Here is a 16,552-nt window from a genome sequence, read left to right on the forward strand (position 1 = left end):
AAAATTACATGCGGGTGGTGTACCGGGAGTAAAGGCATGACACCAAATCCATTACTAGGGGTATTGTTTCACTGGCTGGGCGGTTTGTTCTCTGCCAGTTTCTATGTTCCGTACAAACGCATTCAAAAGTGGTCATGGGAAATCTTCTGGCTGACCGGTGGTATTTTCAGCTGGTTCCTGTGCCCCTGGTTTTTCGCGATGGTCCAGACCGAAGATTTATTTGGCGTTCTGGGCAGTACACCGGCAAGCACATTGCAGCAATGTTTCCTTTGGGGTCTGGGCTGGGGCTTTGGCGGTTTAACCTTTGGGCTGGCTGTACGCTACATGGGTATCTCGTCAGGCATGGCTATCGTGCTGGGTCTTACTACAGTATTAGGGACGTTAGGCCCACCTATATTTGATGGCACAATCGGTGCCGTACTGGCAACCACCAGTGGCCAGTTTGCTGTAGGCGGTACGTTGATGACCCTCGTCGGGGTTATTGTTGTTGCCAGGGCGACTGCTGAAAAGAACCGCAGTCTCGGCACCACAGAAGAAGCCGAAACCATTGATATGAAAAAAGGCTTAGCCATCGCCGCGTTTTCCGGCGTCATGTCTGCCTGTTTTGCTTTCGGTATTGCGGCGGGTAAACCCATCCGTGAACTGACTCTTGAAGCCGGCACCGATCATCTCTGGCAGGGTTTGCCTGTATTGTGTGTTGTATTGCTGGGTGGTTTAACGACTAACGCTGTCTGGTGTATTTATCTGATTGCGAAAAATGGTTCTGCCAAAGAATTTTTTGGTCAGGTCGCCAAAGGCACTGAGCGTCTGCAGGGCAACACGATGGTGAAAAACTATCTGCTGGCTGCATTAGGCGGTGCATTCTGGTACTTCCAGTTCTTCTTTTACACCATGGGCGAAAGCAACATGGGTAAATACGAGTTTTCCAGCTGGACCATTCATATGGCCAGTATCATCATTTTCTCCACGCTGTGGGGATTAGCGTTGATGGAATGGAAAGGCAGCAACAAAAAGAGTCGTATGCTTCTGCTGACCGGTATCTCTTTACTTGTTCTTGCCACGCTGGTGATCGGCGTAGGTAACTCTCTGCAATAACGTAACAGTCCCTAGCGCCGGCCTTGGTATGGTTTCCAGTAGGTTGGCGCGCTTAATTCCTTTCCGGTACGCTGAGCTGTATTGTCAGCCGGTTAAGTGACAAAACTTAATTTCCTTTTGTGCGTTCAAATTATAAAGGCTTCCGGGCCTTGTCTTGCATTATTCACAAGAGGTAGTTGTATGAATATCAATAAATTGCTGGGTCAGGTTTTAAATTCTTCTGCGGTAAAACAACACAAAGATAAATTAAGCGGTCTGACAGGGTCATCAGGCTCCTCCGGCGCAAGTTTATTGAAAAAGGCTGGCCTTGGCGCTGCGGGCGGTTCATTGCTGACATCTATGTTGAAAAAAGGCAAAGGCTCAACCTTGCTGAAGGTGGGTGGTGCCGCGGCGATAGGTGCACTGGCGTACAAAATCTACAATAATTATCAGATAGAGCAATCTGCTGCGCGAAAGCGGGAAACGTTTGAAGACAACGACCCTCAACATCCGGTAATTATTCTTAAAGCCATGATAGCGGCAGCCAAAGCGGATGGTCATATTGATGAGGCGGAATTGTCCCGTATTCACGATGCCCTTGCTAAGTCTGACGCAGGATCTGATGAGAAGGTCTTCCTGGAGGGAGAGATTAATAAACCGCTGGATCCGGCAGACGTGGCAGCAATGGCAACTTCACCCGCAATGGCCGCAGAAATATACCTGGCATCATTGTTGGTGATCGATGAACAGAACCATATGGAGAAGGTCTACCTCAGAGAATTAGCGGCTTTGCTGCAGTTGGATGATGAAATGGTACGTCGTCTTAACGAGAGTGGCAGAACGTAAACGAATAGAATTTCATACCTGAAAGTTTTCAAATCCCATCCAAAGGTATCTTTTTCCAGAACCAAAAAAACGATATTGTTGTGCTACATTTTTAATCAGTCGATGCAGATACCCATTCAGGACAGATTATGAAAAAGTTATGTAGTGCAGCAGTATTGGCGTTCGCCGCCGTTTCTTCACCCGTCAGCGCCATCAGCGAGGGTGAGTATTATTATCTTCCAAGTGATCTTTGTGAAACCGCCAGTACCGAAAATGTGAGCCAGAACAAGCTGCTTACCGTTATCGGCAATAACTCTCAGTCGCAGGTGCAACTGAATCTGGAATTACTGGCAGACTATCCTGAAACAGGACTGAGTTATCTTGAACAGGCGCAAAACGCTGCACAAATTGCGATTGTAGAAAAAGCTTCAAAAAACTGGGTACACTTCACGCAGGACAATATGTACATCTTAGGGAAAGAAAAAATCCCTTTGTCTGAAGCCGCTAAAATTCCGGCTATCCTTGCTAACTCACCGGAAAAAGCTGAAGCGTATCTGAGTAAAATCGAGTCTCTGGCGAAACGCTACAACTTAAAAGACGATGACATTATTATCGTGCAGACCGGTGCCCGGGTGCTGGTGCAGGACGATACCAACGAAGTATTCCTGAAATCTTTCTTTACAGCATTTGATGCCAGACGGGTAGAAAAGCATCTGCTGACTATCGACCATCACGCTCCGATGATGCAGTCACTGGAAGTGGCCTTCCATGAAAAGCGCAGCCATGGTGCATGCGGTGTGAAAACCCAGGATGTCGCTAAGCTTTAATACAGTCCGGTAATCGTTGCTCCCGGCAGTCATCTGTGCGCGGAGCAATGATTTCAAATCCGCTATTTTTTCTTCTGAACTTCCCCGTTTTCTTCTGCAACAAATTTCAACACATTCACATCTTATCTTCTGAGGAATTGTTGTAATCCTAATTGATACATTATAACATTTCAGTAGTTGTTATAATATAACATATCTGGAGTGATTATGGCTTTATCTTCTGTTCGCATTTTCATGGCAGCCACATCCGCAGCCGTTCTTTTATGTTTAGCTCCTTTTTCTGCAGCCTATGCCCTGGCAGGCAAGCATATTCACGGACACGGGCAGTTACTCGTTGCCCAGGATGAGAGTAACTGGCAGCTTCAATTTTCAATTCCTGCAGCGGATTTACTGGGTTTCGAGCATGCACCGGAAAGTGATGAACAGATGCAGCAGGTACATCAAATTGAAAAACAAATAAGTGAGTACAGCAACGTTTTCTCAGTAGACGGAAATTGCCAGCTGGTCAGTCAGGAGATTGATTTTCCCCACCACGAATCTCCTGAACACAACGTTGGCCATGAAACTCATGGCTCGCTGCATGAAGATGAGCAACACCATGACGGGGAGCATCACGACGAGGATCATCATGATGCGCACCATCACGAAGATGTCACGTTAGCCTATCAATTATCTTGTGGTGACGACATTTCTGAAATGACGGTAACCCTTTTTCGTCTTGCTCCATCATTGTCAGCCCTGGAAGTTCAGTGGGTAAACGACAAAGGTCAGGGGATGACTGACGCCACACCTCAAAGCGCAACAGTAAGCTGGTAAATATCACATGCAAAATACTCCTCTTTACAACGGAAATACTATGCCGCGAATTCAGGAAACGGGCGATAAAATCGCTATCGCACTTTCATCTTTATGCGTTGTTCACTGCGTACTCACACCATTATTAATCATCGCCTTACCCACTTTCGGCGGGCTTGCAATCCCCGACCACGAAGTCTTCCATCAGGTTTTACTGTTTTTTGTTGTACCGGTAGGTCTTGTGGCGTTACTTGCCGGTTACCGGCATCACAAGAATGGCAAAGTACTTTCCTGCGGACTGGCAGGTTTGTTTCTGCTTACCCTCGCCGGCACGGTTGCCCATGACATTGCCGGTGAAGAAGGAGAGACGGTGTTAACCATAATCGCCTCACTATTTATCGTCATCGCACATATTCAGAACTTTCGAAAGCGAAACCTCACCCGCTGTGAGCACGCCTGAAATACCGATTGTTAAACGCTCAGAACAGGCACCACCATGCACCGCAATAAATTACCTGTTACCGGAAAGCGGTGAAAAACACCTGATCATGACACTGGATTTTATGTAAGGCCCTTTTTACTCAAACAGTTCGTAACGATCCACATTCAGTGTGTAAGCTGCGGTGCCTAATTCATGCTGACGGGTTTGAATATCCACTTCGCCCTCGAACCAGAATGGCTGCTGCAAATCCTCTAACGCCAGTCCTTGCTCATAGCTCACATAAATAATCTGGTTAGGCGGTGGCGGCGGCATATGCAGACAGGCACCAAAGTAGGGTACGATGAAAAATTCGGTCACTAACTTTTCTTCATTTTGTTGAAGAGGGACCACGTAGCCCGGAATTTTAATTGAACGGCCGTCGAATTCAGGAATGACCTGCACAGAGCTTAACGCCTGCTTGAAACGCTCTACTTTCTCATCTTCAAACGAGTTCTGTGTAAACGCCTTTACAGAATCTTGTTGAGATCCGTCCTTAACATTGCTTAGATAGTCAGGTGGGTCCAGCAGGGCAGCCAAATCACTGGCCGGCATTAACGCGGTCCACTCTATTTCTTCATATTCGGTAGCAGATAGTGACGCGCTGAAGGGAAACGTACTCATACACATTAAAATTGCGATTTGTCTCAGGATTCGTTTCATTAAAAGCGTCTCTATTGGTTAGGTAAAATGCCCGATGTTATAACATCACCAGATTCTATAATAACGATAAGAGTTCAGTTTGAATAGTCAGCATACCAGCACTTCGTCGGCTTCTGTCGCGATACATCTCAAAGATGTGGTTCATCAGTATCCGAAAAGTAAAACCCGCATGACGCTGCCGGAATGGACAGTGGAAAAAGGTGAACGCATCTTTTTGCATGGCCCGTCGGGCTCGGGAAAGACCACGTTATTGAATATGCTGGCCGGTGTGCTGAATGCAGACAGTGGTGATATTACCTTGCTGGGCGAGGATTTCTCTTCACTGTCATCCGGTAAGCGGGACGGGTTCCGTGCCCGGCACATCGGCGTAGTATTCCAGCAATTTAACCTGGTGCCTCATCTCAGTGTTTTGAAGAACATCGAACTGGCCGCTTATTTCGGTGGTAACAAAGGCAATATCGAAAGCAAAGCAGGGGGCTTGATCAACGCACTAAAATTGCCTGCAGAAGTGTTAACCCAGTCAGCCAAAAGCCTGAGTGTGGGGCAGCAACAACGGGTGGCCATTGCCCGCGCGCTCATCAATGAACCTGAAATTCTGCTGGTGGATGAGCCAACCTCTGCGCTGGATACCGACGCCCGTGATGCTTTTATGACTCTGCTGATTGATCTGTGTAAACAACATCACACTACGCTTATCTTCGTCAGTCATGATAAAAGCCTCGCGCAGTATCTGTCGTCATCGGTGTCTTTGCAGTCGTTATGCTCATTTAGTGAGGTGGCGTAATGTTGTTATCTTTTGCAGTAAGCAGTTTACGAAGCCGCGCGAAGTCAGTGCTGCTTACTTTTCTTTCGTTGCTCATCAGTATCAGTGTATTACTCAGTGTTGAGCACATCCGCCTGCAGGCAGAAGCCAGCTTCAATCGCACGGTGTCCGGTGTGGACTTAATTGTCGGTGCGCCAAGCGGACAGATGAACCTCATGCTCTACAGTATTTTCCGCATGGGCAGTCCCACCAATAACGTGGAATACGACAGTTTTGAAATGCTCGAAAATAACGAACAGGTAAGCTGGGCAATTCCTATCGCACTGGGAGACTCTCATCACGGTTACCGCGTGTTAGGTACCAATCAAACCTACTTCGATCAGTATAAGTACGGTAATAAGCAGCATTTAGCCTTTGCTGACGGCGAACCGTTCAAAGGCATATTCGACACCGTCATCGGTGCGGAAGTGGCAAAGAAGCTGGGCTATAAGGTCGGCGATAAGATTGTTATTGCCCACGGTACCGGAGCAGTAAGTTTTACTAATCACGACCAGTCGCCTTTTAACATTACCGGTATTCTCGCGCCTACCGGCACGCCGGTTGATAAAACCGTACATGTGAGTTTGGCGGGTATCGAGGCCATGCATCTGGCGCCTTCCCAACTGAAAGACATCCTCGCAAACCCCGATGATTTTTCCAATCCGCTGGTTCAGCCTGACAGCGTAACCGCCGTGTTGTTGGGACTTAAATCGAAATTTGCCACGTTCACTTTACAGCGGGCGCTGAACAATTATGAAGATGACAGACTCATGGCCATTCTGCCCGGCGTGGCCATGGCTGAGTTGTGGAAGATGATGGGCACGGTGGAAAATATTCTGCGCGTGATCAGCGTACTGATCCTGGTGTCGTCACTATTCGGCCTGTCTACCATGCTGCTGGCTTCTATGCAGCAGCGGGAAAAAGAGATTGCAGTGCTCCGTATATTAGGTGCCGGAGCTGGTGTGGTCTTCTTGCTTATTTTAACCGAAGCCCTTGTCATTGCTGTCAGTGCCAGTGTCGTGTCACTGGGGTTAGTCACATCCATTTTTGCCGGCGCGAAAGGCTGGCTGGCCAGTGAGTATGGCCTGTTTTTATCTGCCAATGTGTTTAATACGCACAGTGCAATGGTTATTGGTGCTGTGGTAGTAGCAACGCTTATTACCTCGCTGTTGCCCGCCATTGACGCCTATCGCAGTGCTATTCACTCAAGGCTATAGCGGGCAATAAAAGTCAATTTGCCCCGCGCTGCAATCTGCGTTCTGCTCTATTGGTTGCAAGCCGCTGCTGATACCAAAGCAGTGGCGCGCACACGCAAAACAGTCCCAGCGCATAGAGCATCTTTGTGCCCAGTCCCACAGCGATGGTGGCGCAGAACAGGCAGCTCAGCATTACCAGTGGACGGTGCTTTACTGATAAAAGACGGACAGCCGCCAGCATGCTCGCCAGGTAAATGAGTACAAACACGCCATTAACCCAACCAATCAGGTCTTCCAGGTTGTACGCACCGTAATGGGTGATAACCAAGGTGAGTGTCATGACGATAAGTACGCATTGCAGTGCCCGTTGAGGCACGTTGTGCTGGTTAAGGCTTTGAAAGTAACCCGGTAAAACTTTATCGTTGCTTAAACTCCAGGTTAACCGTGCCAGACTGGCTGTGTACACATTCACAGTTGCCAGGCCGCCTGCCACTCCGAGGGCGCCGATAACCGCCGCGCCACCACCGGAGAAGATCTGATCAAATACGATGACCATACTCAGAGAATCCGACACCGGCGTGTCGATGAGCAGCCAAGTACAGCCCAGATAAATTAAACCCACCAGTATTGTGCCGGTCATAATTGCGGGGACTAAATCCCGTCCCGGGTTTTTAAAATCGTCGGCCAGATGGGAAATGGCTTCTATGCCGAGAAAACTCCAGAACGCGATGCCCATGGCGGCCAGCATAGGATTCATATCAAAAGGCGTAGACGTTGCCTCAGGGATTAGTTCGCCCGACGCTACAGGCTGACCTGCCAACATAGCGATGACCACTAAGGTAATCACCAGGGTAAGGATAAGCTGCAAGGTGGAAGAAAACTGAATACCCCGATAATTAAGCGCAAATAGCAGCGCGATAATACCCAGCTGAACGGACAGCGCCCAGTCTGGTGAGAGACCAAACAGCGTTTCGATAAACCAGTACGTCATAATGATGGCAGCAGGCGCGCCAATAGGTACCACAAATAAGAAAAGCAAACCGATAGTCCTGCCTGCAGATTTGCCAAACGCCTTTTCAACAAAATAGGCCGGACCGCCCGCATGAGGGTAGCGGGAAGAGAGTTTAGCAAACACCATGGCAACGGGCAGTATTGCCACTGTTAGCACAAGCCAGCTGATCATTGCCCAGTGGCCAGCGGTGTTAATGGTCATCTGTGGCAGAATAAATACGCTGGTACCCAGCAAAGTGGTGGTCAGCAGCCCGGCGCCCTGCCAGCGTCCAATTTTGTTATTTGCATCGTGCATGGTGATAAACAAACCCAATCGTACTGCATTAATTTCAATTGCGTAATATACTGCGTTTTTGCGCTTCATAACGTGTTACTTTGCGTGCATTCAGCGCGTTGTTGCCGTCATTTTGACGGCAGAAAGACTTTTTACCTGCAAAATGACGGAATTACGATGGACAAATTCGATCAGGCTATTCTTGCTCAGCTCCGACAAAATGCCCGGGCCAGTATTTCAGCGATTGCCGATGAAGTGGGCCTGTCACGTTCCGCCGTCACAGAACGGATCAAGAAACTGGAATCGAACAATGTGATCCGCGGCTATCAGGTTATGTTGTCAGAATCGCAAAAAGAAGGTGTTGCGGCTTATCTGGAAATCCAGCATAAGCGGGCGCGGTGCGCAGATGTGGTGCCCTATTTTCGCGCTATTCCCGAGGTGGTGTCGTGCTATGGTGTTACCGGCGAGTGCGACCTGATCGTGCTGATAAAAGCAGACACCATGCGCCGGCTACATGAAATCCGTGAACATATCGATACTATCGACGACATCATCAAAATCAAAACTCACGTGGTGCTGAATCAGTGGTTGGGGTAACTTCGTCTTAACTGAAGCGGGAACACACAAATGCTCAGAAATACCAACCTCAACTTGCTTCGCACGTTACACGTATTGTTGCAGGAAGCCCATGTGAGCAAAGCAGCGCAACGACTTCATATCACCCAGTCAGCGGTGAGCAGGCAGTTGGCGCAGCTTCGTGATATCTGGCAGGACGAATTGCTGGTACGCAATGGTAATGTGCTTATCATGACGCCAAAAGCTGAAATGCTGAAAGCGAAGCTCGACACGCTGATGGACGATTTCGATTTGCTGCTGGCTGAAACCGTATTCGACCCTGAAAACTGGTTTGGTGAGCTGGTGCTGTCGTCGAGCGATTATGTCGCCCAGTATGTCATGCCGGATGTATGCAAGCTACTCAATACGCAAGCGCCAAACCTGACGGTGAGCTTGCGGCTGTGGGAGCCCGAATATATTCACCGGCTCCACGAACTTAATATTGATATCGCTTCCACTATGTTGCCGCAAAAGCCGGATGGCATTTCTGGTATCCGCATTGGCGCGGACCATTCGGTGCTGGTGATGCACCAGTCACATCCACTGGCTTCAAAAAAGCATGTCACCGTGAACGAACTGATTGCTTATCCGCATATTAAAATTACCGGTGGGGCGGACAAAGATACCTTTGTTGATGACATGCTGCGGCAGCAAGACTTACAGCGCCGGGTTCATTTGCGGGTGCCCTTCTTCAATGCGGCATTAAGCCATTTGCAAGTATTCGACGGGCTAATGGTGATGCCAGAGCACATTGCTGAGAGTTTGGGAGACAGCTGGAATATTGTGCACAAGCCACTGCCTTTCGACGTTGATGAAAACCAGTACTGGCTTATCTGGCATCCAAAATATGATAACGACATCAGACATAAATGGGCGCGGGAGCAGGTAAAAGACGCGATTGCTCATTGCGAAAGCTCAATCCAACTTTGATTGCTTTGTGGTATTACTCTAAATCATAGTTATGATGATATCTTATGATTTCCAGTTATGTTTATGATGCTTCTACAATGCAGGAAATTGGAGGGGCATCATGACCATCGTTGTATTTTTCACTTTATTTTCTGTTTGTTTGTTGGGAGCCATGTCGCCTGGTCCGAGTCTGGCAGTTGTGACTAAACATGCGCTGTCCGGCGGGCGTTTTAATGGGCTTTGTACTGCATGGGCCCATGCGTCGGGTGTTTTTTTCTATGCGTTATTAACCAGTTCAGGGTTGGCCGTGCTGCTGCAACATTCGCCAGTTTTGTTTAAAGCACTCACCTGGCTGGGAGCCGGGTACCTGGCTTATCTTGGGGTAAAATCGCTGATGTCGAAGGGCGGCATCCAGGCGCAATTGCAGTCTGGCAAAAAAGTCTCTGCGCTGGCAGCAGCAGGGGATGGCCTGGCAATATCATTGTTCAATCCTAAGATCGCACTCTTTTTTATTGCCCTGTTCAGTCAGTTTATCGGTGTGGCCGAAAACATGGCGGAAACCGCAGTTATCGTTGCAACCCCAGCATTGATTGACGGGCTGTGGTACACGCTGATTGCCGTGGTGATGTCGAGTCAGGCGGTAGTACAACGGATTCAGGCAAAAGCAGGCATTATTGATAAGGTCACCGGCGGGGTGTTGATCTTACTGGCTTTAAAAGCGGTGTCACTTTAAGAAAATTAAAAATGGAATTAACATTCCATTTTTCAATTAAAGCTATTTATAGAATCAATTTTTAATCAGCAGGAATTTTAGTCACAGTGTTACCGTGACCATAAGCTTATCATTCCAGTTGAGTCGTGAAGGTCGTCAGGCCTGCGTGTCACACTTACCGGTTGCGAAAGCGGACTTCCCTTATGTTCACTTTCGCAACCATTTCCCCTGATCACCATACAGACCGCGCTTTGCAGCGCTTTTACAGGTTTAACGGATATTATCAGGGTGTCCGAGCAGGTAATGCAGTGTTATTTCGCTCAAGTCTTCCAGCATTTCGTCCCAGTCTTCTTCACCACTGGTGGAGTCCACAAAACCCAGCCCCAGAAAACGGGATAAAGCAGAATAGGCATACATAAAACCACGGTGAACGGCACGGGTTGGATCGGGTTGAGTAATTTCATCTTTGCATTCTAAAAGCAGCTTAAGAAAGTCCTCGGTATTTTGCCAGGCGTGTTGTTTACCAATTTCCCGCACCACTTCATCTACCACAGAAATTTCCATTAGCGGCCGTAGAATTCCCTGATATTTGCGAAGGATATCGCCATACTGACGAATAACCGCCGGCACCAGTTGCCTGAGCTTCAGGTTTTGTCTGCGGATCATGTTAATTGCTACAGCTGAGTCGACTTCCAGCGCTTCGAGTTCGTTGCGCTGAACCTGACGGATCAGGTTCTCTTTGCTGTTAAAGCGGTTATAGATAGAACCGATAGAGACGTTGGCACGCTTACTCACTTCCTGAAGCGTAAATTCTGCGTAACCTTTTTCGATTAATAAGTCGGCGGCGGCCCGAAGCAAGCGCTCCAGAGAAGCCCGGCTCCGACTCTGCTTCGGTTCCCTGTGAAATTCAGTAGTATCTGTACTCAAACGGGTATTCCAATTAACAATTTAACGTCATTTTATGCCCTGAATAATAGCGTTTTTCGCCGCAGATAAACACTGGTTTATCGTGGCGGGGCGTGATCACGGCAGTGCCGTTACTTTCTCACGTTAGAATATTACGGCAAAGTTGTAAAAAATTATTTAAACAAATGTGCTTGATCCAATTTTTAGAATCTGTATTCTAAGAACATATTCTGAAGCTGGACCATTTTGAATGAAATCTGTTATCGCTTTTTTCAAACGGCTGGAGCAAATACCGCAGGGCCTGATCATTGTTATCTCTGCATTTCTTCCTCTCTTCGCCATCGTGTCGATGTTTCCGGCATTGCCGTCCATCATCGACCACTTCAAAGACCATCCTAATGCCCGGGAGCTTGTGCCGCTAATTGTGTCGGCGCCCGGGTTAACTATCGCGCTAACCGCTTCTTTTGCCGGTGTACTGGTAGACAAATACGGCAGGGTACGGTTGCTACTGTGGGCAACCTGTCTGTACGGTGTATTCGGTGTGGCGCCTTTCTTCTTAACTGACATCTACGCCATGTTCGCCAGCCGTCTGCTGCTGGGCTTTGCTGAAGCCATCATCATTACTGCGGTAAATACGTTAATTGCTGATTACTGGGAAGATGAAGGTCGTCGCGACTGGTTATTCCTGCAAGGACTGGCCGGGCCGTTCCTCGGCGCTATTGTTATCCGCACCGCAGGCCCTGCTACGGAAATTCAATGGAACGGCGTGTTCCTGATTTACTCAGTGGCTTTCGTTATTTTCCTGCTGATGCTGAAGTATTTAAAAGAGCCGGCGCGTCAGGTGAAAGCGGGAGTCGCCAGTGCAGTAGAAGCCGTCAACAAAGTGCCGTTTCCCACCGCTACCATGGCTGCGATTGGCGCAGTAACCCTGCTGTCATCGGCACTGTACTACGTATTTATTATTTCCGGTGGACTGGTGTTCCGCGAGCTCGGCATTAACGAGCCGTCACGGATCAGCGAATTGTCAGCCATTCCCAGTTTGTTCGTAATGGTGGGAGCATTCCTCTTCCGCTTACTGGGTGGCAAGTCGAATGCAATTCAAATCGGCAGCTTCCTGGTAGTGCTGTGTGGTGGCCTGCTTATTATGGGCACCGCCAACAGCGTAGAAATGCTGGTTCTGGGTCTGGTTATTCAACAAACCGGTGCCGGTATGTCTGTACCCAGTCTGATTGCCTGGACACAAACTAAAGTCCCAGCCCAACACCGCGGTCGGGGTATGGGAGTGTGGGCATCGTGTTTCTTCTTCGGTCAGTTCTCCAGCCCCTGGCTGGTGGCCCGCATCGAATCGATAACCGGCAGTGTGCATGGCGCATTTGCTGTGGCGGGTGGCATTGGCCTGGCGGCCGGCTGCATCGGCCTGCTTCTTCACTTCAAGTCTGACTCCGGCTCTAAAACAGCCAGTGCCGGTCAGCACTAATTAAACAAGAATACTCTTTGGGAGAAAACTCACATGGCAATTAAGCGTGGCGTGAGCCTTTATAGCTACCAGAACGAAACGTTTCTGGGTGAAATGACACTGGACGATTGTATTCGTGTGTGTGCAGAGATGGGCGCGAATGGTATTGAAGTCATCGGCGAGCAGTCGTTCTGGGGTCACCCGGAGCAATCCATTGAAGATGCGGCGATTGAAGGCTGGCACGAATCAATTAAAAAGCATGGCGCAGTGCCGGTTGCTTTGGATTTCATGATTGACTACAAGCGCTACAAGGGTCGCATCATGACACTTGAAGAGCAGGTGGAAAGCATCAAAAAAGACATCGCACTGGCAAAGCGCCTGGGTACGCCGTTCATGCGTGTGCTGGTGTCAATCGACCCTGATGTACTGGTAGCTGCAGCGCCGTTTGCTGAAGAAGCCGGCGTTAAACTGCTGGTAGAAGTGCATGCCCCGCTGCATTTCGATCATCCGTGGATTTTACGTCACGCCGAAGCATTTGATAAATCCGGCTCTGACGCGCTGGGTTTCCTGCCTGATATGGGCATGTTCCTCGATAAATTCCCGCCTTGCTGGAAAGCCCGCTTTATTCGTAATGGTGTGCCGCAGAATATTGCTGATTACATTGAAAAGGCCTACGAAGACCGTGTTCTCAGTGAGTATGTGATCCAGAACGTGCGTGAAATGGGTGGTACAGGCCCTTCACTGGGTATGGCTGAAACCCTGCGTCACAACGGTGCGTTTGCGCCGGAACGTATGCTGCCGCACATGGATCGTATTCATAACATCCACGGCAAGTTCTATGAAATGACCGAAGACTGCATTGAGCCGGCCATTCCCTATGAGCGCATTATCCAGGTACTCACCAAAGGTAATTACGACGGTTACATTTGTTCTGAATATGAAGGTAACCGTTGGATTGAAGATGCGCATACCGTGGATTCGGTAGAGCAGGTCAGACGCCAGCAAAAAATGCTGGAAAACCTTATCAACAAATATCAGCGCTAAGGAGTCATTATTATGTTTGATAACAAAGTGATTGTAGAAAACAGCCTGACACGGGTGACCAGCGCTGAAGCGGGTTTTGATGGCGTAAGTGTACTGGCACGTTTGCCTTACTATCGTGGTCTGGGCCTGTCGATGGTTGAAAACATTGCAGTAACCGTTGATGACAAAATAGTGGCCCGGGAAGACACCCTGTTTTCTGTACGTGGAAACACCTGGACGCTCGATGAGATGGAAACCGAATACGGTGAACGCTGGAATTTTGGTGAAAAGGCCAAAGTACTGGTGAAGCTTCCTGAAGGGCTGGATGACGGCGAACATGATATTTCTGTTGCCATCACCATGCGGGTTTCTTATCTGCCGTTCGTGCCTACCACTAAAGATACAAAGCGTCTGGCGTTGCAGGGTTAATCCTGCAATTCCCTTCTCGTATCGCGTCGGAGCATAGCATGACTGACTCAACTAATTCGTCACGCCGCCAGTTTATGGCAGGTGCATTAATGGCGGCGGCAGGCCTCACGGTAGCACCGCATACTATCTGGGCGGCAACGTCTGCATCTGCTGCTTTTGATCATAAAGCGATGCTGGATTGTCTTTGCGATATTGTTATCCCGGTCACAGACACGCCCGGAGCCAAAGGCGTGAATGCCAGCGCTTTTGTTATGAAAGCGGCGGAACACGCCCTTAAAGGCGCGCAAATAAGTGATGTTGATACGTTTGCCGTTGCACTGAATGACTATGCCGGCGCAGATTTTTTGTCGGTTAAAGCAGAACAACAATTCAGCCTGATAGAAAAACTGGATGCGCAGGTCTACGACCGCGCAGCTTCTGCTTCCCTGCCGCCTGCGCTCATGCTGTGGCAAAAGATAAAGTCGCTGATCCTGGTGGCTTACTACACCTCTGAGGTGGGGGCATCGAAGGAGCTGAAGTATTTACTGATACCCGGCCAGTTCAAGCCGGATGTGCCGTTGAGTGAAGAACCGAGAGCCTGGTCAAACGACTGGACAGGAGTGAAGTACGGATGAATCAGTCTGATAGTACAACCTATGATGCCATCGTCGTTGGCTCCGGTATTACCGGAGGATGGGCGGCAAAAGAGCTCACCGAAAAAGGGCTAAAAGTGCTCATGCTGGAGCGGGGAGAAGATATTCCTCACCGTACCGGCTATAAACATGAAATGACGCCGCCCTGGGAAATGCCATTCCGCGGGGAAGGGGATCAGGCATATTGGGAGAAACACTATCCCATTCAGCAACACAGCGGTCATCTCACCGAATGGACGGAAGACTACTGGGTAGACGACAGTGAACAGAGTTACGAAACTGCGCAGGAACCGGGCTTTCGATGGTTGCGAGGCTATCACCTGGGTGGCCGCTCCCTGATGTGGGGCCGGCAATGCTACCGTTGGAGTGATTACGATTTTGAATCGAACGCCAGAGACGGTCATGGCACCGACTGGCCTATCCGTTATAAAGATATTGCCGACTGGTATGATTATGTAGAGTCTTTTGTGGGTATTTCCGGTGCGAAAGAAAATCTGCCCCAGCTACCCGACGGGCAGTTTCAGCCGCCTATGGCATTAAATGCCGTCGAGCAGCACATGCGCGAGGAGATCTTTAAAACCTATCCGGATCGCTGTTTAACCATTGGCAGAACCGCCAACCTCACCGAGGGCAAGCCCGAAGAGGGGCGGGTGAACTGCCAGTACCGTAATATCTGCTCCCGGGGCTGTTCATTCGGTGCCTATTTCAGTACCCAAAGCAGCACTTTGCCAGCGGCGCAGAAAACCGGAAACTTAACCCTGCGAACCGACAGCGTGGTTGAAACCGTGATTTACGATAACAAGACGAAACGGGTTACCGGTGTCACGGTTATCGACCGGAAAACCAAAGAAAAACTGACGTATAACGGAAAGCTGGTATTTCTCTGTGCCGGTGCGTTTAACTCTGTTGCATTGATGCTGCGTTCCACGTCTGAAGCCTTTCCTGACGGGCTGGCCAATTCGTCGGGCACGCTGGGTAAATACATCATGGATCATGCCGGTACACTGGGCGTAGCGTCCATTATTCCCGGTTACGATGAACACTATTATCACGGCTCCCGTCCTACCGGCGTGGTGATCCCCCGCTTTGTGAACCTGGAAGAAAATGACAAACCTTACCTGCGCGGCTTCTCATACCAGGGCGGAGCTTATCGTTCTGGCTGGACCCGTGGCATGCGACAGGCCGGTGTGGGCGAGGCGTTCAAAGATGAGTTACAGGCACCCGGCCCGTGGAAATTCGTACTCACCACCTTTGCTGAGTGTTTGCCACAAGAGACCAACCGCATCACCCTCAGCGACACAAAAACTGATGCTGATGGCTTACCCCAACTGCGTATCGACTTTGCTTTCAGCGATAACGAATACAAGTTGCTGGCAGCAGCCAAAGAAGAAGCTGCAAAAATGGTGGAAGCGGCAGGCGGTAAGGTGCTGTTCGGCTCTGATAAACCCAATCCCGGAGGCTCGGCTATTCATGAAATGGGCGGAGCAAGAATGGGGAAAGATCCTAAAACCTCGGTACTCAATGGCTATAATCAAGCCCACGATATTCCGAATCTGTTTGTCACCGATGGCGCAGCAATGGCGTCTTCTGCCTGTCAGAACCCGTCTCTCACCTACATGGCGCTTACCGCCAGGGCTGTAGATTATGCAGTGAAAGCGCTGCAAGCGGGTGCAATCTGACCCGGGTTCCTCCTTTCTTATATTTTTAGAATCTATTTTCCAATAATGAGGTATCAATTTCCTTGATGCCTCTCATCATTAAGTTCGCGTTTTAGATAGCGGGAATTCCTGTATTTTATTTTTTGTTAACTAAATGTGTCATTCGGTACATGGGGTTAACAAAGGCGATGTGAGTGATGTCCGGTGGCATGGTGAAACGCAGCAAAGATTGCGGTAACCCGTCCACAGGCATTCGCATAAGAAGAC

At 49.2% G+C, this 16,552-nt stretch carries 18 protein-coding genes; 15 read left to right on the top strand and 3 right to left on the bottom strand.

The window, feature by feature from the left end; genetic code table 11:
• Nucleotides 1-36 precede the first annotated feature (36 nt).
• From rhaT to DS731_RS00720, 5 genes are all read left to right on the top strand, one after another.
• Entirely contained in the window at nucleotides 37-1,095 is a 1,059-nt protein-coding gene (gene rhaT, locus DS731_RS00700) for an L-rhamnose/proton symporter RhaT (protein ID WP_119499531.1), read from the top strand.
• A gap of 180 nt (nucleotides 1,096-1,275) precedes the next feature.
• Nucleotides 1,276-1,920, top strand: a complete 645-nt coding sequence (locus DS731_RS00705) for a tellurite resistance TerB family protein (protein WP_119499532.1) — start codon at nucleotides 1,276-1,278, stop codon at nucleotides 1,918-1,920.
• 128 nt (nucleotides 1,921-2,048) lie between these two features.
• Entirely contained in the window at nucleotides 2,049-2,726 is a 678-nt protein-coding gene (locus tag DS731_RS00710; RefSeq protein ID WP_119499533.1) for a hypothetical protein, read from the top strand.
• Nucleotides 2,727-2,933: 207 nt separating this feature from the next.
• Nucleotides 2,934-3,542 (top strand): ZrgA family zinc uptake protein, encoded by a 609-nt coding sequence (locus DS731_RS00715; RefSeq protein WP_119499534.1) that lies wholly within the window; start codon nucleotides 2,934-2,936, stop codon nucleotides 3,540-3,542.
• A 40-nt stretch (nucleotides 3,543-3,582) separates the two neighbouring features.
• Nucleotides 3,583-3,981, top strand: a complete 399-nt coding sequence (locus DS731_RS00720; RefSeq protein WP_119499535.1) for a MerC domain-containing protein — start codon at nucleotides 3,583-3,585, stop codon at nucleotides 3,979-3,981.
• 117 nt (nucleotides 3,982-4,098) lie between these two features.
• Here DS731_RS00720 and DS731_RS00725 read toward each other — a convergent pair whose 3' ends face one another.
• A complete protein-coding gene (locus DS731_RS00725; protein ID WP_119499536.1) occupies nucleotides 4,099-4,662 on the bottom strand; it encodes a DUF3299 domain-containing protein in 564 nt (187 codons plus the stop codon).
• A 79-nt stretch (nucleotides 4,663-4,741) separates the two neighbouring features.
• Between DS731_RS00725 and DS731_RS00730 the strand changes: the two genes are divergently transcribed.
• Both DS731_RS00730 and DS731_RS00735 read left to right on the top strand, forming a co-directional pair.
• On the top strand, nucleotides 4,742-5,446 hold the full coding sequence (locus DS731_RS00730; protein ID WP_232373452.1) for an ABC transporter ATP-binding protein: 705 nt from the start codon (nucleotides 4,742-4,744) through the stop codon (nucleotides 5,444-5,446).
• On the top strand, nucleotides 5,446-6,681 hold the full coding sequence (locus DS731_RS00735; protein WP_119499537.1) for an ABC transporter permease: 1,236 nt from the start codon (nucleotides 5,446-5,448) through the stop codon (nucleotides 6,679-6,681). Before DS731_RS00730 ends, DS731_RS00735 begins: the two co-directional genes overlap by 1 nt.
• 13 nt (nucleotides 6,682-6,694) lie before the next feature.
• On the opposite strand, the gene yjeH is transcribed toward DS731_RS00735, so the two are convergent.
• The gene (yjeH, locus tag DS731_RS00740; RefSeq protein ID WP_119503244.1) at nucleotides 6,695-7,966 is read right to left on the bottom strand and encodes an L-methionine/branched-chain amino acid transporter; all 1,272 of its coding nucleotides are present in this window, start codon (nucleotides 7,964-7,966) and stop codon (nucleotides 6,695-6,697) included.
• Nucleotides 7,967-8,122: 156 nt separating this feature from the next.
• On the opposite strand from yjeH, the gene DS731_RS00745 reads away from it, so the two are divergent.
• From DS731_RS00745 to DS731_RS00755, 3 genes are all read left to right on the top strand, one after another.
• The gene (locus DS731_RS00745; protein WP_119499538.1) at nucleotides 8,123-8,542 is read left to right on the top strand and encodes an Lrp/AsnC family transcriptional regulator; all 420 of its coding nucleotides are present in this window, start codon (nucleotides 8,123-8,125) and stop codon (nucleotides 8,540-8,542) included.
• A gap of 30 nt (nucleotides 8,543-8,572) precedes the next feature.
• Complete coding sequence (locus DS731_RS00750) at nucleotides 8,573-9,490, top strand: LysR family transcriptional regulator (protein WP_119499539.1); 918 nt, start codon at nucleotides 8,573-8,575, stop codon at nucleotides 9,488-9,490.
• Between the two features lie 100 nt (nucleotides 9,491-9,590).
• Entirely contained in the window at nucleotides 9,591-10,202 is a 612-nt protein-coding gene (locus tag DS731_RS00755) for a LysE family translocator (protein ID WP_119499540.1), read from the top strand.
• A 249-nt stretch (nucleotides 10,203-10,451) separates the two neighbouring features.
• Here DS731_RS00755 and DS731_RS00760 read toward each other — a convergent pair whose 3' ends face one another.
• Nucleotides 10,452-11,108, bottom strand: a complete 657-nt coding sequence (locus tag DS731_RS00760; protein ID WP_161599060.1) for a TetR/AcrR family transcriptional regulator — start codon at nucleotides 11,106-11,108, stop codon at nucleotides 10,452-10,454.
• A 229-nt stretch (nucleotides 11,109-11,337) separates the two neighbouring features.
• On the opposite strand from DS731_RS00760, the gene DS731_RS00765 reads away from it, so the two are divergent.
• The 5 genes from DS731_RS00765 to DS731_RS00785 are packed head-to-tail and all read left to right on the top strand — an operon-like array spanning nucleotide 11,338 to nucleotide 16,306.
• A complete protein-coding gene (locus DS731_RS00765) occupies nucleotides 11,338-12,564 on the top strand; it encodes an MFS transporter (RefSeq protein WP_119499542.1) in 1,227 nt (408 codons plus the stop codon).
• A gap of 33 nt (nucleotides 12,565-12,597) precedes the next feature.
• A complete protein-coding gene (locus DS731_RS00770) occupies nucleotides 12,598-13,587 on the top strand; it encodes a sugar phosphate isomerase/epimerase family protein (protein ID WP_119499543.1) in 990 nt (329 codons plus the stop codon).
• A 12-nt stretch (nucleotides 13,588-13,599) separates the two neighbouring features.
• Complete coding sequence (locus tag DS731_RS00775; protein ID WP_119499544.1) at nucleotides 13,600-13,995, top strand: C-glycoside deglycosidase beta subunit domain-containing protein; 396 nt, start codon at nucleotides 13,600-13,602, stop codon at nucleotides 13,993-13,995.
• A gap of 38 nt (nucleotides 13,996-14,033) precedes the next feature.
• The gene (locus DS731_RS00780) at nucleotides 14,034-14,609 is read left to right on the top strand and encodes a gluconate 2-dehydrogenase subunit 3 family protein (protein WP_119499545.1); all 576 of its coding nucleotides are present in this window, start codon (nucleotides 14,034-14,036) and stop codon (nucleotides 14,607-14,609) included.
• Nucleotides 14,606-16,306 carry an FAD-dependent oxidoreductase gene (locus tag DS731_RS00785; protein WP_119499546.1) on the top strand — a complete coding sequence of 567 codons (1,701 nt, stop codon included), beginning with the start codon at nucleotides 14,606-14,608 and terminating at the stop codon, nucleotides 16,304-16,306. The genes DS731_RS00780 and DS731_RS00785 overlap by 4 nt, the downstream gene beginning before the upstream one ends.
• Nucleotides 16,307-16,552 lie beyond the last annotated feature (246 nt).

Origin of the sequence: Alteromonas sp. RKMC-009, from assembly GCF_003584565.2 — a bacterium.
Classification (GTDB): Bacteria; Pseudomonadota; Gammaproteobacteria; order Enterobacterales; family Alteromonadaceae; genus Alteromonas.

Bases quoted from the DNA above. Each gene is read 5' to 3' on its own strand.
- DS731_RS00710 (WP_119499533.1), top strand. From the start codon at position 2,049: ATGAAAAAGTTATGTAGTGCAGCAGTATTGGCGTTCGCCGCCGTTTCT.
- DS731_RS00725 (WP_119499536.1), bottom strand. From the start codon at position 4,662: ATGAAACGAATCCTGAGACAAATCGCAATTTTAATGTGTATGAGTACG.
- DS731_RS00775 (WP_119499544.1), top strand. From the start codon at position 13,600: ATGTTTGATAACAAAGTGATTGTAGAAAACAGCCTGACACGGGTGACC.
- DS731_RS00750 (WP_119499539.1), top strand. From the start codon at position 8,573: ATGCTCAGAAATACCAACCTCAACTTGCTTCGCACGTTACACGTATTG.
- DS731_RS00735 (WP_119499537.1), top strand. From the start codon at position 5,446: ATGTTGTTATCTTTTGCAGTAAGCAGTTTACGAAGCCGCGCGAAGTCA.
- DS731_RS00705 (WP_119499532.1), top strand. From the start codon at position 1,276: ATGAATATCAATAAATTGCTGGGTCAGGTTTTAAATTCTTCTGCGGTA.
- DS731_RS00765 (WP_119499542.1), top strand. From the start codon at position 11,338: ATGAAATCTGTTATCGCTTTTTTCAAACGGCTGGAGCAAATACCGCAG.
- rhaT (WP_119499531.1), top strand. From the start codon at position 37: ATGACACCAAATCCATTACTAGGGGTATTGTTTCACTGGCTGGGCGGT.
- DS731_RS00785 (WP_119499546.1), top strand. From the start codon at position 14,606: ATGAATCAGTCTGATAGTACAACCTATGATGCCATCGTCGTTGGCTCC.
- DS731_RS00770 (WP_119499543.1), top strand. From the start codon at position 12,598: ATGGCAATTAAGCGTGGCGTGAGCCTTTATAGCTACCAGAACGAAACG.
- DS731_RS00780 (WP_119499545.1), top strand. From the start codon at position 14,034: ATGACTGACTCAACTAATTCGTCACGCCGCCAGTTTATGGCAGGTGCA.
- DS731_RS00715 (WP_119499534.1), top strand. From the start codon at position 2,934: ATGGCTTTATCTTCTGTTCGCATTTTCATGGCAGCCACATCCGCAGCC.
- DS731_RS00745 (WP_119499538.1), top strand. From the start codon at position 8,123: ATGGACAAATTCGATCAGGCTATTCTTGCTCAGCTCCGACAAAATGCC.
- DS731_RS00755 (WP_119499540.1), top strand. From the start codon at position 9,591: ATGACCATCGTTGTATTTTTCACTTTATTTTCTGTTTGTTTGTTGGGA.
- DS731_RS00720 (WP_119499535.1), top strand. From the start codon at position 3,583: ATGCCGCGAATTCAGGAAACGGGCGATAAAATCGCTATCGCACTTTCA.
- yjeH (WP_119503244.1), bottom strand. From the start codon at position 7,966: ATGCACGATGCAAATAACAAAATTGGACGCTGGCAGGGCGCCGGGCTG.